The organism is Herbidospora galbida (genome assembly GCF_005233835.1).
Lineage (GTDB): Bacteria > Actinomycetota > Actinomycetes > Streptosporangiales > Streptosporangiaceae > Herbidospora > Herbidospora galbida.
The window spans coordinates 20,587-35,934 of record NZ_SZQA01000018.1 but is presented as its reverse complement, the minus strand read 5'-3'; the positions used below and the strand labels follow the sequence as shown (position 1 = coordinate 35,934).

General features: G+C 71.8%; 10 protein-coding genes. 5 read left to right on the top strand and 5 right to left on the bottom strand.

Going from position 1 to position 15,348, the window contains the following annotated elements; translation table 11 throughout:
* Positions 1-20: 20 nt before the first annotated feature.
* The 3 genes from FDA94_RS40575 to FDA94_RS19260 form a co-directional block, all read right to left on the bottom strand.
* A complete protein-coding gene (locus tag FDA94_RS40575; RefSeq protein ID WP_246060040.1) occupies positions 21-2,024 on the bottom strand; it encodes a serine/threonine-protein kinase in 2,004 nt (667 codons plus the stop codon).
* Positions 2,025-2,125: 101 nt separating this feature from the next.
* Positions 2,126-4,927, bottom strand: a complete 2,802-nt coding sequence (locus tag FDA94_RS40570) for a bifunctional FdrA/YlbE family protein (protein ID WP_246060039.1) — start codon at positions 4,925-4,927, stop codon at positions 2,126-2,128.
* Positions 4,924-5,826 carry an oxamate carbamoyltransferase subunit AllH family protein gene (locus tag FDA94_RS19260; RefSeq protein ID WP_137248467.1) on the bottom strand — a complete coding sequence of 301 codons (903 nt, stop codon included), beginning with the start codon at positions 5,824-5,826 and terminating at the stop codon, positions 4,924-4,926. Before FDA94_RS19260 ends, FDA94_RS40570 begins: the two co-directional genes overlap by 4 nt.
* Before the next feature lie 165 nt (positions 5,827-5,991).
* Between FDA94_RS19260 and FDA94_RS19255 the strand changes: the two genes are divergently transcribed.
* From FDA94_RS19255 to cutA, 5 genes are all read left to right on the top strand, one after another.
* Entirely contained in the window at positions 5,992-7,602 is a 1,611-nt protein-coding gene (locus tag FDA94_RS19255) for a PucR family transcriptional regulator (protein WP_137248466.1), read from the top strand.
* 154 nt (positions 7,603-7,756) lie between these two features.
* Complete coding sequence (locus FDA94_RS19250; protein ID WP_137248465.1) at positions 7,757-9,076, top strand: uracil-xanthine permease family protein; 1,320 nt, start codon at positions 7,757-7,759, stop codon at positions 9,074-9,076.
* Positions 9,077-9,889, top strand: coding sequence for an FAD binding domain-containing protein (locus FDA94_RS19245; RefSeq protein ID WP_137248464.1), 813 nt, complete (start codon positions 9,077-9,079; stop codon positions 9,887-9,889).
* The gene (locus tag FDA94_RS19240; protein WP_137248463.1) at positions 9,882-10,358 is read left to right on the top strand and encodes a (2Fe-2S)-binding protein; all 477 of its coding nucleotides are present in this window, start codon (positions 9,882-9,884) and stop codon (positions 10,356-10,358) included. Before FDA94_RS19245 ends, FDA94_RS19240 begins: the two co-directional genes overlap by 8 nt.
* A complete protein-coding gene (gene cutA / locus FDA94_RS19235; protein ID WP_137248462.1) occupies positions 10,355-12,778 on the top strand; it encodes an aerobic carbon-monoxide dehydrogenase large subunit in 2,424 nt (807 codons plus the stop codon). Before FDA94_RS19240 ends, cutA begins: the two co-directional genes overlap by 4 nt.
* Here the strand turns inward: cutA and cydB are convergent.
* Both cydB and FDA94_RS19225 read right to left on the bottom strand, forming a co-directional pair.
* The gene (gene cydB, locus FDA94_RS19230; protein WP_137248461.1) at positions 12,715-13,623 is read right to left on the bottom strand and encodes a cytochrome d ubiquinol oxidase subunit II; all 909 of its coding nucleotides are present in this window, start codon (positions 13,621-13,623) and stop codon (positions 12,715-12,717) included. The genes cutA and cydB overlap by 64 nt on opposite strands.
* Before the next feature lie 11 nt (positions 13,624-13,634).
* Positions 13,635-15,065 carry a cytochrome ubiquinol oxidase subunit I gene (locus FDA94_RS19225; RefSeq protein ID WP_137248460.1) on the bottom strand — a complete coding sequence of 477 codons (1,431 nt, stop codon included), beginning with the start codon at positions 15,063-15,065 and terminating at the stop codon, positions 13,635-13,637.
* Positions 15,066-15,348 lie beyond the last annotated feature (283 nt).

Sequence of the window (15,348 nt, the reverse complement as noted above, 5' to 3'; positions counted from 1 at the left end):
TGACAGCGGTTGAAACGGATTTAGGCCGGGCTGAAGGAGTTCCACAGGGTCGCGCGGACGCTCGCGGCGCTCTCGGTCCAGTCGTAGTCGGGCGCCGTGTAGGTGATCGCGTAGGCGCGGCCCTCGGCCGTGACATAGCGGACGGCCGTGTGGACGGTCACGTTCGCGGCGTCGCGGTGGGTGTACTCCCACTCGGCGGCCGGCCAGCGGTAGTCGACCTGGGCCAGCGCGAGCTGGGTGTACTCCTCGAAGGAGGCCTTGCTCTCGGTCGCCTTCAGCGCGTCGAGGCTTCCGTCGGGGATCTCCTCGATCAGGCCGCTCTGGCCGCTGTCCTTCGGGCCGGTCAGCACGACCGCGCCGTCCTGTGCGGCGACCTTCCAGGTGTCGGGGACCGCGACGGTGACGTTGCCGACCGTGTGGTTGCGGAACCCCTCGGGCAGCTCGCCCTCGGGCGAGGCGGGCACGGCCGGCCCGTCGCCGCCGGTGGCCGGACCGGTCGCCACTACCTGGTTCTGCGGTTCGGCGGGCGGGGTGTCACCCGGCACCATGATCAACAGCACCAGCACCACGACCGCGATCACGGCGATGGCCGCGACCACCGCGAGCAGGCTGCTGCGGCTGCCCCGGTCGTCGTCGGGGTCTTTGCGGCGGCGGGAGGCGCGCGGCGCGGGGGGCTTCCGCTCGGCGGTCTTGTCGGCCGGCGCGTCGAAGGGCTTCCCGGCGCGGGTCTCCTTGCCCAGGTCGCCGAACTCGGGCAGGTCCTTCTGGTCGGGCGTCGGCCAGCCGCCCGAGGTCTGCCCCACCCCGGCGGGCGCCGGACGGCTCGGGCCGCCGGGCTTCGACGGGGTGATCGGCGCGAAGAACGACACGCCGCCCGTCGAGGTGATGTCGCCGGTGGGGCTGCTCAGCGGGTCGGGCCTGGGGGCGCTCATCGGGTAGCCGCCCGACGGGCTGTTGGGGTCGTAGGGCACCCGGACCGGGCCCGACGGGGTCTCGATGATGCGCGAGGGCATCGGGCCGGAGGGCGGGTCGAGCGGCGGCATCATCTGAACCGGGGTCTGGTCGGCGGGGGTCGGCGCCGGGGAGGGCTGCGGCGAGGACTGTGGCGGCGACTGTGGCGGCGACTGCGGCGGGGCGGTCGGGCGGACGCCGACGCCGTGCTGGCGCAGCACGTGTTCGAGCATGTCCGACACCTGCGCGGCGGGCAGCCGGTCGGCCGGGTTCTTGCGCAGCAGCCCCTCGATGACGCCCATCAGCGCGCCCGCCCGCCCGGGGCGGTTGGGCTCCTGGGTCAGCACCGCGCCCAGCACGGCGACGGCGTCGGGTCCCTCGTACGGGGGCCGGCCCTCCACCGCCGCGTACAGCGTGGCGCCGAACGACCACAGGTCGGCGGCGAACGTGATCGGGCGGCCCTGGAGCCGCTCCGGCGGGATGTAGGCCGGGGAGCCCATCAGCAGGCCCGGGTGGGTGATCGAGACGTCGCCCTCGATGGCGGCGATGCCGAAGTCGGTGAGGACCACGCGGTCGGCCGTCAGCAGCACGTTGCCGGGCTTGACGTCGCGGTGCAGGATCCCGGCGGCGTGCGCGTGGCGCAGCGCGTCGAGGACCCTTATGCCGATCTCGGCGGCCTGGACGACCGGCAGCGGCCCGCTCTGGCGCACCGCCTGCTCCAGCGACCAGGCCCGGACCAGCTCCATCACGATCCACGGGCGGCCGTCTTCCTCGACGACGTCGTGGACGGTCACGATGCCCGGGTGGCTCAGCCGCGCGGCCGAACGGGCCTCGCGGAGCATGCGGGTGTGGGCGGTCTGGCGGCCCTGCTGGTCGAGGCCGTAGGGGAGGATCAGCTCCTTGACCGCGACGTCGCGGTCGAGCAGCACGTCGTGCGCGTGCCACACCATGCCCATGCCGCCCCGGCCTACCGGCGAGAGCAGCCGGTAGCGGCGGCCGACGAGCCTGCCCTGCCCCTCGGGCGTCCCGCCCTGACCATCGGGGACCATACCGAGCAGGCGATCGGTCGTCATAGGCGGGGTCCCCAATTCTCCTCGTCCGGGCCGCGCGAGATTACCGCGCGATTTTCTGAGGTTGGCCACCGATATTAGGGTCAAACCAGGGTCAAAGGGAATTAAACCCGGGCCAAAGCGGCCAACGCGGCGGTGAAAGCCTCCATCGGAGGACTCACCAAACCCGCTCCGACCTGCCCCGTTCCGGCGACGCGCCCGGCGATACCCGTATTGACTACCGGCAGCACCGAGGTCCGCGTGACCAGTGTGACATCGATCCCGGCGGGCGTGCCGCGGAACCCGAGACCCGGGATCTGGTAAACGGGGTGCTCGGCGAGAGTGATCTCGTACATGGCCGTGGTGGCGGCGACCGCGTCGGCGACGTCGCCGCCCACGAACCGGACGATCGCCGGCGCGGCGGCCATCGAGAAGCCGCCCAGGCCGACCGTCTCGGTGATGGTCGAGTCGCCGATGTCGGGGTTGGCGTCGGCGGGGCCGTAGGCGCCGAGATAGAGGCCGTCGGGGACGCCCGCCGGGCCGGTGAACCAGCGGTCGCCGAGGCCGGAGACCTGGATGCCGAAGTCGGTGCCGTTGCGGGCCATCGCGACGACCATCGAGGAGCCCTCGACGTTCCGCGCCGCGTCGGCGGCGACCTTGGCGGCCGCCATGCCGGCGTTGAGGAAGAAGTGGTCGTTGCCGTTGACGAACCGGAGGACCTCGGCCGCCTGGTTCGGGACGGCGTCCACGATGGCCGGGGCGAGCTCCCTGACCATGAGGGAGGTCGCGGCCCGGTTGCGGTTGTGCAGCTCGTCGCCCATCTGGAGGGCCTGCGCGATCAGGTTGCGCAGGTCGAGCGGGCCGGTGACCTTCATGACCTCGGCCAGCGCCGGGCCCAGGACCTCGCCCATCCACCGCAGCCGCTCGATCACCTCGGGCCCGTAGGCGCCGTAGCGGAGCACCTTGCCCAGACCCTCGTTGAGTGAGCAGTAGGCGGTGCCGCCGTTCTCGGCGTCGTGCACCTCCAGCATCCACATGGACGGCGACACGACGCCCGCCATGGGCCCGACGGTCCGGTGGTGGTGACAGGAGTCGAGCCTGACCTCGCCGCCCGCGAGCTTCCGCTCGGCCTCCTCGGCGTCGGCCGCGAGCCCTTCGAACAGCATCCCGCCGATCAGCGCGCCCCGCATGGGACCGGAGGCCCGTTCCCACTCGATGGGCGGCCCGGCGTGGAAGAAGGTCCCCTTCGGGAGGTCCAGTACGTCTCCGGCCCGCTTCACCCCGACGAGATGCGGCCGCGCGCTCAGCAGCCTGCCGACGGCCTTTTCGTTGGCGGCCCCGCGCCGGGGATCGGCCATGACGGCCGCCAGGTCTGCGGCCACGCCCGTCACCGGAGGACGCCAGTCGACGGGCGTGTGCGCGACGGCCTGCCGGTCGAGCGACTCGGCCAGGATCGACGCCCCCACGGAGATGACCGAGGGCTCCGCCGAGAGCATGGCCAACGGACGCCCGGCCTCGGAGCCCGACCCGCCGTCGGCCCGCACCGGTGCGTCGGGAGGCCCGGACACCGGGTGACCCGCGAGTGTCGCGGCTCTCCGGGCGGCCTGGGCGTTCGAGGTGTAGACCTCGGCGCCCGACTCGAACAGGCGGGCCGCCTGGGCCTCGAGGTTCTGGGGGTCGCCCTCCGTGCCGACCAGCGCGACCACCACGGCCACGCCCCGCGACTTCGCGGCGGCGACGGCGGCCGACAGGGAGCCGGCCGGGTCGGGGTCGGAGCCGTGGCCCAGGACGACGTCGAGGAGGACGACGCCGTCGGTCACCGCGCCGAGGGCCTCCAGGCGGAGGGCGGGGTCGATCATGGGGTGGGCGCGGCCCACGGTGTACGCGTCGTCGCCGAAGTCGGTGAAGTCGCCCGTGCCGGCGATCAGGCGGGCCTCGGTGCACAGGGTGCCGCCCGAGTAGAGGCCGCGCAGGGGGCCGTCGCCGGGCTCGGTGTTCCCGGGCCAGCTCGGCCAGACCGGGATCTCGGCGCCGACGGCGCGCAGCACCGACTCGGCCGCCGTGGTCAGGTCGGGCCGGCCTTCGCCGAGCAGGGCCGTGATCACGGGCTTGGGGCTCCGGGCGATCGCCTCGTCCAGGCGGGCGGCCACGTCGGGGTCGGGCGGCTTGGAGACCACGACGATGAGTTCGGTCGCCGGGTCGGCCATGAGGGCGTCCAGGGCCTGGAGGGTGGACCGGCCGCCGACCTCGGCGCCCAGGTCGCGGCCGCCGACGCCGAGCACGTGGCTGACGCCCACTCCGGCCAGGTCGAGCAGGGCGGTGAGCTGCTGGGCGCCGGTTCCTGAGGCGGCGACCACGCCGACCCGGCCAGGGCGGACGACGTTGGCGAAGCCCAGGCCCGCGCCGCCGACGATGGCAGTGCCGCAGTCGGGGCCCATGACCAGGACGCCGCGCTCAAGCGCGAGGTCCTTCAACGTCACCTCCCGCGCCACCGGCACGTTGTCACTGAAGATCATCACGGAGTGGCCGGCGTCGACCGCCTCCATCGCCTCGGTGAAGGCGTGCTCGCCCGGCACGCTGACCAGCACGACCGCCGACGGGTCGGCCAGGCGTGTGGCGGCCCGGATCGTGCGGGGGAGGGCCTCCTCCCGGTTCCGGGTCTCGGCCCGCGCCGACAGCTGCTGCTCCAGGTCGGCGGCGGCGTCGTGGAGGTCGGCGTCCGTCTTCGCCCGGATCGCGACCAGCAGGTCGCCGGCCGTCGCGGCCGGGACGTCGAAGCCCGCGTCCGCGGCGAGTTCGACGTTCAGTGCCGTCGCCATCGCCACGATCGCCAGCTCGACCCCCGGGCGGCCGGTCAGCGCCTGGCTGACCCTCATCAGGCTGACCGAGTCGTGATAGACCCCCGGACGGATCTCCACCAGGTTCACTCAGCGTCCCTCTCACCAAGTCCGAGGACGGCCGACACTCCCGTCCGGATGCCCCATGCCAGGTCGGCGCCCGAGGTGTGACCCAGGCGGAGCAGGCGGTGCGCCGCCGGTTCCAGCGGCTGGCGGCCGGTGAGGCCGCGCAGCACCGCGAGGGTCTCCAGGCCCGCCTCGCCGCGCGCCGCGCAGTGCAGCAGCGTCGCGGAGATCGGTGTGGTCCGGGTGCGGGCGTCGAAGGTCACCGCCGCGGCGAGCCAGTCGGCCAGCCACACGGCCCGGCCGACCCCGGCCGCCGTGCCGACCGAGCGCAGGGTCACCAGGAGCCCGGCCAGCATGTCGTCGCCGCTCGGCGTCAGGCCCGGCCCCAGGCCCATGAGCTGCTCGGCCGCGGTGATCGCGTCGACGAGCGAGCCCCGGTGACAGCCGGCCGACAGCAGCGCGGACGCGCCGCCGCTCTCCAGGCCGGGCCGTCGGGGGGAGGAGACGCAGATGTCGTGGAGGACGGGGAGCGACCCGGCGAGGGCCGTACGGGAGACCGAACCCAGCGGCGGAGCGGGGTCCCACCAGCGGCGGACCCGGACGGCACGGCCGCCGGCCTCGACGACCCCGTCGCCGACCCACGCGTCGTCGCCTGGGGCGAAACCCTCCAGCGCGCCGGTGAGCACAACGGCGTTGGGCAGGCGGGTGGCCTCACCCGAGACGAGCGCGAGCACGCGCGGCTCGGTCTCGGTCCGCACCTCCAGGTAGACCGCCAACGGGAAGGCGGCCAGTACCCGGGCGGGGCGGCGCGGGGCCTCCAGAAGCGGCCGGAGACTGGTGGCGGCGGCCCCGGACAGGTACGTGACCTCGGGCTGCGCCGTCTGCACCGGGCGGCGGCTTCGAGGGCGCGTACCTACAGCCACGAGTCCTCCCTCATCCGAACCCCCATTAGAAGGGACGCTAGAACGGGACCCCCGGGGTCCGTACGGGGAAATCTGCCAACAGTCGGCCAAATGCTTGGCTCTTCCTGACAGTCGCCCGGTCAGGCACAATTTGCTGAGAACGTTCAAATCCCCCCGGAGCGCACCATGACGACGGATCCCGCTGCACCCGCCATGCGGCTCGCCAGCACCGGAACGATCATCCACGGGGTGGCCGTCGGAGAGGTCCTGGGAGTGTCGACCCTCGCCGGGGCGCGGCTCATCGCCGGGCGATCCGGGCTCGACCGCATCGTCCAGCGCCTCAACGTCATGGAGGTGCCCGACATCCTGGCGTGGGTGAAGCCCAACGAACTGCTGCTCACGACCGGTTACCCGCTCAGGAACACTCCCCAGTCGCTGGGCCGCCTTGTGGCGGATCTTGACGAACGCGGGCTCTCGGCCCTCGCCATCAAACTGGGCCGGTACCTCGACGAGCTGCCCGCCGAGATGATCGAGCAGGCCGACCGGCTCGGCTTCCCGCTGATCATCCTGCCGAACGACGTTGGGTTCGACGACATCCTCAATCAGGTGCTGACCGACATCCTCAACCGGCAGGCCGCCATCCTCGCCCGCGCCGAGGACGCCCACCGGGGGCTCGTCCAGATCGTGCTCGCGGGCGGCGGCATGCGCGAGGTGACCGCCGAGGTCGCCGGCCTGCTGGAGGTCGCGGTCGCCGCCATGGACGTCTCGGGCGCCACCCTGGCCGCCGCCGGAGGCTCGGAGCAGGTCGCGATGCTGCGCGACGCGTACATGATCAGCGGGCCGGGCCGCGACCAGCCCGAGCCGATGGTGCGGGCCGACGGGCACTACGCCGTCGTGCCGATAGTGGCCGGCGGCCACCACCACGGCCGGATCGTCGCCTTCAGCCAGGCCGGCACCCTGCGCGAGAGCGACATCCGCATCCTGGAGCGGGCCGCCACCGTCGCCGCCCTCGTCATCACCAAGCAGGAGGCCGTCAACGCGGTCGAGAGCAAGTACCGCGCCGACTTCCTGCGCGACGTGCTCACCGGCCGGGGCGGCGGGCGCATCGCCGAACGCGCCAAGGCCTTCGGCTGGGACCTGGAGCGCCCCGTCAGCGTGATGGTCGCCGAACTCGACCCCGAGAGCGACGAGCGCACCGCCCAAGATCGGCTGCTGGCCGTCTGGCAGGCCGCCGTACGCCGCCACGACCCGCGCGGCGCGGTCGCCGGGTTCTCCCACGAGGTCGTCGTCATCGTCGGGGCCGGGGTCGACACCGCCCGCCTCGCCACCGCCGCCCAGTCGGCGTTCGCCGAGTGCACCTTCTCCACCGGCATGAGCCGGATCGCCTCCGGCGCCGAAGGGCTCGCCGACGCCTACGCCCAGGCGCTCAAGGCCGCCCGGGTGGGCCGCCAGCTGCACGGCAACGGCGCGGTCGCCCACTTCGACCAGCTCGGCGTCTACCGCCTGCTGTCGCTCGTCAACGACACCGCCGAGCTGCACGCGTTCGTCCGCGAGACCCTCGGCGCGCTGGCCGGCGACGACGACGCCGAGAACGCCGACCTGCGGCGCACCCTGCACGTGCTGCTGGAGACCAACCTCAACGTGGCGGAGACCGCCCGGCGGCTGCACTTCCACTACAACACCCTGCGCTACCGCATCGGCAAGCTCGAACGCCTGCTCGGCAACTTCACCGAAGACGCCCATCTGCGCCTCAACCTCACGCTGGCGCTCCATGTCCTCAACATGCGCGGCATCTGAGGCCGGTTGTTTGGCACATGCTGCCCGTGTGCTACAGAGATCACGGGCCTAATGTGCCCGCAACAGCCCTGGTAGAAGGGCTGCTGAACGATTTGCCGCGCTGGGAAGCCCGCGGGGTGGCCACCAGGTGTCGGCCCATGGCAAAGGGGCTCACATGGCTTTCGGGTGGAAGGTACACGGAGAAAAGGGCACGCTCGCACCGGGCGAGGTGGTCAGACCCGACGAGCGGCTGTCGTGGCCGCGCATGATCGGGTTCGGCGCCCAGCACGTCATCGCGATGTTCGGCGCCACGTTCGTCTTCCCCGTGGTGATGGGGCTCGACCCCAACGTCGCGGTGATGATGAGCGGCGTCGCGACGATCATCTTCCTGCTCATCGTCCAGGGGAAGGTGCCCAGCTATCTCGGCACCTCGGCGTCGTTCGTCGGCGGCGCGCTGGCGATCACCGCCTCCGGCGGCTCCCCGGCCGTGATCACCGGCGCGATCCTCGTCGCGGGCGTCGTGCTGGCGCTGTGCGGCGTGCTCATCCACTTCATGGGCGTCGGCGCGATCAACAGGATCTTCCCTCCTGTGGTCACCGGCGCGGTGGTCATGCTCATCGGGTTCGGCCTGGCCTATGTCGTGGCCGACATCTACTGGCCGCAGGACCACTGGATCGCGCTCATCACGATGGTCGTCGTCTTCGTGATCATCGCGACCTTCCGGGGGTTCATCGGCCGGCTCGGCATCCTGCTCGGGCTGGTCATCGGCTTCCTGCTGTCGTGGGGCGCCGATCTGATCTTCGGCCAGATCACCGCCCCCGACGGCGCGGGCAAGGTCACCACCCACTTCCGCGTCAACTTCGCCGGGGTGGAGCAGGCCGAGTGGTTCGGCCTGCCGAACTTCCACGCGCCGACGTTCCAGCTCTCGGCCGTCATCCTGGTGCTGCCGGCCGTCATCGCCCTCATCGCCGAGAACATCGGCCACGTCAAGGCCGTGGGTGAGATGACCGGCGCCGACGTCGACCCGGTGATGGGCCGCGCGATCATCGGCGACGGCGTGGCCACCGTGGTCACCTCGGCCGTCGGCGGCTCGCCCACCACGACCTATGCGGAGAACATCGGCGTCATGGCCGCGACCAGGGTCTACTCGACGCTGGCCTACTACATCGCCGCCGTGATCGCCATCCTGCTCGGTCTGGTGCCCAAGTTCGGCCAGCTCGTCTACGCGATCCCCGGCGGCGTGCTCGGTGGCGTCACGGTCATCCTGTACGGCATGATCGGGCTCCTCGGCGCGAAGATCTGGATCGAGAACCGGGTCGACTTCGCCGATCCCGTCAACATGGTTCCGATCGGCGCGGGCATCATCCTGGCCATCGGCCCGGTCACGCACCAGGTCTCCGGCGACTTCTCCCTGGCCGGGATCGCGCTGGGCACGATCGTCGTCCTGGGCGGATATCACCTGCTGCGAGCCCTTTCTGGGAGTAGAACGGTTTAAGTGAAGCCTCCTTCTTTCGTCTACCACGCTCCCGCCACGGTGGCAGAGGCCGTCGAGGCGCTCGCCGCGGCGGGGGCCGACGGGAAGGTGCTGGCCGGGGGCCAGAGCCTCATCCCGCTCATGAACATGCGGCTGGCCGCGCCCGGTCAGCTGGTCGACATCAACCACGTGGCCGGGCTCGGGGAGATCACCGCCGAGGCCGGGGGCGTGCGGGTCGGGGCGCTGGCGCGGCACGCCGAGGTCGAGGCCAGTGAGACCGCGTTCGCCGCGCAGCCGCTGGTCAGGAGGGCGTTGCGGCTGGTGGCCCATCCGGCGGTCCGGAACCGGGGGACCACCGTGGGGAGCATCGTGCACGCCGACCCGGCCGCCGAGATGCCGGCCGTGCTGGCGCTGCTCGGCGGCTCGGTCCGGGCGCGCGGGCCTGAAGGGGAACGCGACATCCCGGCCGCCGAATTCTTCACCGGGCCGATGGAGTCGTCGCTGCGCACCGGCGAACTGGCCGTTTCGGCCTTCTTCCCGGCCGCCGAAGGCGGGACGGCGATCGTCGAGGTGGCGCGGCGGCACGGCGACTACGCCATGGCCGGGGTCGCGGCGCTGGTCGGGCCCGACCACGCCCGGGTCGCCTGCCTGAGCGTCGGGGCGGTGCCCGTGGTCGTGGACGTCACCGAGGCCGAGGGCGACTGGGCGCGGGCGGCGCGGATCGTACGAGAGCGGATCGAGCCGGAGGCCGACATCCACGCCACCGCCGACTACCGGCGGCACCTGACCGGGGTGCTGGCCGAGCGCGCGCTGAAGGAGGCCGCCGATGCATGAGGTCACGCTGATCGTCAACGGGGTGCCGCGGCAGGCGCGGGTGCCCGCGCGGCGGCTGCTCAGCGACTTCCTCCGGCACGACCTGGGGCTGACCGGCACCCACGTCGGATGCGAGCACGGAGTCTGCGGGGCCTGCACGGTGCTGCTCGACGGGCAGCCGGTGCGGGCCTGCCTGACCTTCGCGGTGTCGGTCACCGGGCAGGAGGTCACCACCGTCGAGGGGCTGGCGAAGGACGGCGAGCTGTCGCCGGTGCAGCGGGCCTTCGCCGAGTGCCACGGGCTGCAGTGCGGGTTCTGCACGCCCGGGTTCCTCACGACGGTGACCGCGTTCCTGCGCGAGAACCCCGCGCCCGCCGACGACGAGGCGATCGAGGCGGTGGCGGGGAACCTGTGCCGGTGCACCGGCTACCAGAACATCGTGAAGTCGGTGCACCGCGCCGCCGAGCTGATGGCCGAGGAGGGCCCGTGACGACGAAGCTGTTCGGCGAGCCGGTCCACCGCAGGGAGGACGCCCGGCTGGTCGCCGGGAACGGCCGCTACCTCGACGACCTGGGCGCCGACGCGCTGGCCGTGGCGTTCGTCCGGTCGCCGCACGCGCACGCCCGCATCACCGGCATCGACGTCGACGACGCGATCGACGTCGAGGGCCTGGTCGCGATCTACACGTGGGAGGACCTGCCCGAGGGGGTGCGCGAGCCGCTGCCGCTGCTGATCCCCCATCCGGCGCTGACCCACGGGCGGACCGCCTACTGCCTGGCCAAGGACGTCGTGCGGCACGTGGGCGAGCCGATCGTCATGGTCGTGGCCGCCGACCGCTACATCGCCGAGGACGTCTGCGAGCGGATCCAGGTCTCCTACGAGTTCCTCAAGCCCGTCGTCGGGCTGGAGAACGCGGTCGAGGGGCCCAACCTGGTGCACGACGACGTGCCGGGCAACATCGGCGCGCACATGGTGCAGGAGGTCGCCCACCGCGACGGCCGCGCCACCCGTGAGGTCATCGCCGCCGCGCCCCACACGCTGGAGTTCCGGCTCGACATCGAGCGGTCGGCGTGCATGCCGATGGAGGGCAGGGGGGTGTACGCCCGCTGGGACGCCGACGACCGTTCCCTGCGCGTCTACAGCTCCACCCAGACGTCCACGAGCGTGCGGATGGCCGTCGCGGCCAAGCTCGGGCTGCCCCTGCCGAAGGTCGAGGTCATCGCGCCCGACGTCGGCGGCGGGTTCGGGGTGAAGATCGTGCACCCGTGGCCGGAGGAGATCCTGGTCCCGTGGGCGGCCCGGCTGCTGAACCGCGAGGTCAAGTGGACCGAGGACCGGCGGGAGCACTTCATCTCCTCGGCGCACGAGCGGGCGCAGGTGCAGCACGTCAAGGTGGGGTTCGACGACGAGGGCCGCGTCCTCGGGCTCGACGTCGAGATCCTGCACGACCACGGCGCCTACACGCCCTACGGCATCATCGTGCCGATCATCACCTCGACGCAGCTGCTGGGGCCGTACAAGATCGGCTCCTACCGGGTCGAGTTCTTCTCCGTCTACACCAACACCGTGCAGGTCACCCCCTACCGGGGGGCCGGGCGCCCGCAGGGCGTGTTCTGCATGGAGCGCACGATGGACAAGATCGCCCAGTACCTGGGCAAGGACCGCACCGACGTGCGGGCGGCGAACTTCATCCAGCCCGACGAGTTCCCCTACGACCAGCAGATGATCTTCCAGGACGGCCGTCCGCTGATCTACGACAGCGGCGACTACCCCGAGTCGCTGCGCAAGCTGAAAGACCTGATCGGCTGGGACGACTTCCCCGCGATGCAGGCCGAGGCCCGGAAAGAGGGCCGGCGGCTGGGCATCGGGGTCGGCTGCTACGTCGAGGGAACGGGCGTGGGCCCCTATGAGGGCGGCCACGTCCAGGTGACCTCCGACGGGCGCGTCCACGTCTCCACCGGGCTCACCAGCCAGGGGCAGGGCCACGAGACGGTGTTCGCCCAGATCGCCGCGACCGAGCTCGGCGTGCCGATCGAGAAGGTGTCGGTCGTCACCGGCGACACCCGGCGGTTCGGCTACGCCGTCGGCACGTTCGCCTCCCGGGCCGCCGTGATGAGCGGCAACGCGATCGCCCTGGCCTGCCGGAAGGTCAAGGAGAAGGCGCTCCGGATCGCCGCCGACGCACTGGAGGCCGACCCGGCCGACCTGGAGATCACCGACGGCATGGTGCACGTCGTGGGCGCGCCCAGCGCCTCGATCCCGCTCGCCACCGTCGCGGTGCTCTCCAACCCGCTGCGGTACGCCTTCGACGAGGAGGCCAAGCGGGCCACCCAGTTCGCCACCGGCGGCAGCATGGACAGGCCCCCGGTCGCCGAGGGCCAGGAGCCGGGCCTGGAGGGCAAGGACTACTACTCGCCGGTGCGCTCGACGTTCGCGTCGGGCATGCACGCCGCCATCGTCGAGACCGACCCCGACACGGCCGAGATCAAGATCCTCCGGTACGCCGTCGTCCACGACTGCGGCAAGATGATCAACCCGATGCTGGTCGAGGGGCAGATCCACGGCGGCGTCGCCCAGGGCGTCGGCGGGGCGCTCTACGAGAAGATGGCCTACGACGAGTACGGCCAGCTGCTCAACGCCTCGTTCATGGACTTCCTGATGCCCTACGTCACCGAGATCCCCAAGATCGAGACCGACCATTTGGAGACCCCGTCCCCGCTCAACCCCCTGGGCATCAAGGGGGCCGGCGAGGCCGGGGTCATCCCGGTCTCCGCCGTCATCGCCGGCGCGGTCGAGGACGCCGAGAAGATCGTCGTCGACAAGATGCCGATCTCCCCGTCCGACCTCTACGCGCTGCGCGACTCCAGCAGGACCTCCGGAGCGGTCAGCCTCTTGCGGAACACCCAGTAGGTCCACGCCTGGTAGGCGATGACCCCCGGGAGCGCGATGAGGCCGATCCACGTGAGGACCGTGAGCGTGTAGGGGGCCGAGGCGGCCGACTCGACCGTGAGCCCCGGCAGGGGCTCGGGGTACAGCGTGAGGAACGTCGCGGCGGTCGTCAGGACGATCGTGACCGCCGTGCACGCGAAGGCCCACGCCTCCTTGCCCGCCCAGACGAGCCCGACCCCGGCCGCGTACGCCGCCATCGCGGCGTACGCCGGCCAGGCGTCCAGCCGCCACAGGGCGAAGGCCACCACCGGGACGAGCACCACGCCCGCGACCCACGCGATCTCGCGGGCGCGGGCCCGGACCGGGCCCTTGGTCTTCAGCGCGACGAACACGGCGCCGTGGACCAGCGCTAGACCGAGCGACAGCAGCCCGCCCATGACGGTGGCGAACGCCGAGGCGAACAGCACGTTGCCGAAGATCGCCCCCCACAGGAAGGCGGGCAGCACGCTGCCGGCGACGATCGCGGCGTCGACCAGCGGGGTCTCCTTCGCGCGCACCTTGCCGCGCCATTCGAGCCCGACGCCGCGCACGATCAGCCCCAGGACGACCATGACGGCCGCCAGGTAGAACTGGCTGAGGAACCCGGCGTACCAGGCGGGGAAGGCGGCGAACATGGCGCCGATCGCGGTGATCAGCCACACCTCGTTGCCGTCCCAGACCGGGCCGATGGTCCGCAGCACCTGGCGGCGCTCGGCCTCGCCGCGGGCCAGCACCGGCATCAGCGCGCCGACCCCGAAGTCGAAGCCCTCCAGGACGAAGTAGCCGGTCCAGAGGAAGGCGATCAGGATGAACCAGAACGTGGTCATGTCAGGGCACCTCAGTACATCAGGGTCGGGACGCGGCGGTCGGTCTCGTCGGGCGCCACGGCCGGCATCGGCTCGTCGGGGCCCGCCTTGACGTGCCTGATCAGCAGCACCGCCTCGGCGACCGCGAGGACGCCGTACACGAGGGTGAACAGGCCCAGCGAGATCGCGACCTCGGTCAGGCTCACGCCCGGCGACACGCTCGCGGCGGTGAGCAGCTCACCCTGGACGGTCCAGGGCTGACGGCCGATCTCGCTCAGCAGCCACCCGGAGATGATCGCGGCGATCGGCAGCGGCAGCGCCAGCACGCAGAGCCGGGCGAACCACGTCGGCACCGGCCGGGCCCGGCGGCCCCGGCCGCGGGTCAGGAAGAGCCCGAGGAAGGCCAGCCCCACGGTGGCCATGCCGAACACGATCATCACCCGGAAGGACATGTAGACGATCGGCAGGTTCGGCACGTAGTCGCCGGGGCCGAACTGGGCCACCAGGCGCTGCTGGATGTCGTCGATGCCCTGGATGGTGGCGTTGGGGTCGTGCGCGGCCAGCAGGCTCAGCATGTTGGGGACCTCGATCCCCGGTACCGGCGAGAACGGCGCTCCCGCGGTGTCGTGCCGCAGCCCCTCGGCGGCGGCCAGCTTCATCGGCTGCTGCGTGTGCAGCAGCTGCCCCGACATGTCCCCGGTCAGCGCGACGATCGCCCCGGCGAGGGCCGTCATCACCAGCGCGCCGCGCAGCGCCGCCCGCCACATGTCCACCTCACGGCGCATCGGCATGGTGACGTCGCTGAAGTCCTTCTTCCGGGGGATCAGCCCGGTGGCGTTGCGCTCCCGCAGGATCCGGTAACCGGCCACCGCCAGCACGAACCCGCCCGCCACCACGAACGACCCGGCCACCACGTGGGGGACCTGCGCGAGCGCGGTCGAGTTGGTCAGCACCGCCCATAGGTCGGTCATCCGGGCCTTGCCGTCGACCACCTCGTAGCCGACCGGGTGCTTCATCCACGCGTTCGCGGCCAGGATGAAGTAGGCCGACAGGTTCGACCCGATGACGGCCGCCCAGATCGTGGCCAGGTGGAGCTTCTTGGGCAGCTTGTCCCACCCGAAGATCCACAGCCCGAGGAACGTCGACTCCAGGAAGAACGCCAGCAGCGCCTCAAGGGCCAGCGGCGCCCCGAAGACGTCGCCGACGAAGATCGAGTACTCGCTCCAGTTCATGCCGAACTGGAACTCCTGCACGATGCCGGTGACCACACCCATCGCGAAGTTGATCAGGAACAGCTTGCCGAAGAACTTCGTCAGCGTCAGGTAGTGCTCTTTGCCGGTGCGGTACCAGGCGGTCTGCAGGCCGGCGACGAACACGCCCAGCCCGATGGTCAGCGGTACGAAAAGAAAGTGGTAGACGGTGGTCACCCCGAACTGCCACCGTGCCAGGTCCAAAGCGTCCATGGTCGGTCCCCCTCCGGATGCTCTACGGGGCGTAGTGCTACCTCCAGTAGTACTACAGCTTGTAGAGCTCAAGCTCCGGTGTCTGCTGCGATCTTCGTCACATGCGTGGAATGACCGGGATCCGGAGCTCTCCCAACCCCCGGATCCCGGTGCGCGCAACCCCCGTTGCGGTATCGAGCATGCCGCGGGGGGTGTCCCGGCCGACAGGGACGAGCGCCCTGTCCGAACGGGATTTCCTACGCCATCGAATGTCCCGCACCGGGGGACGCGGGGGCGTCCGCCG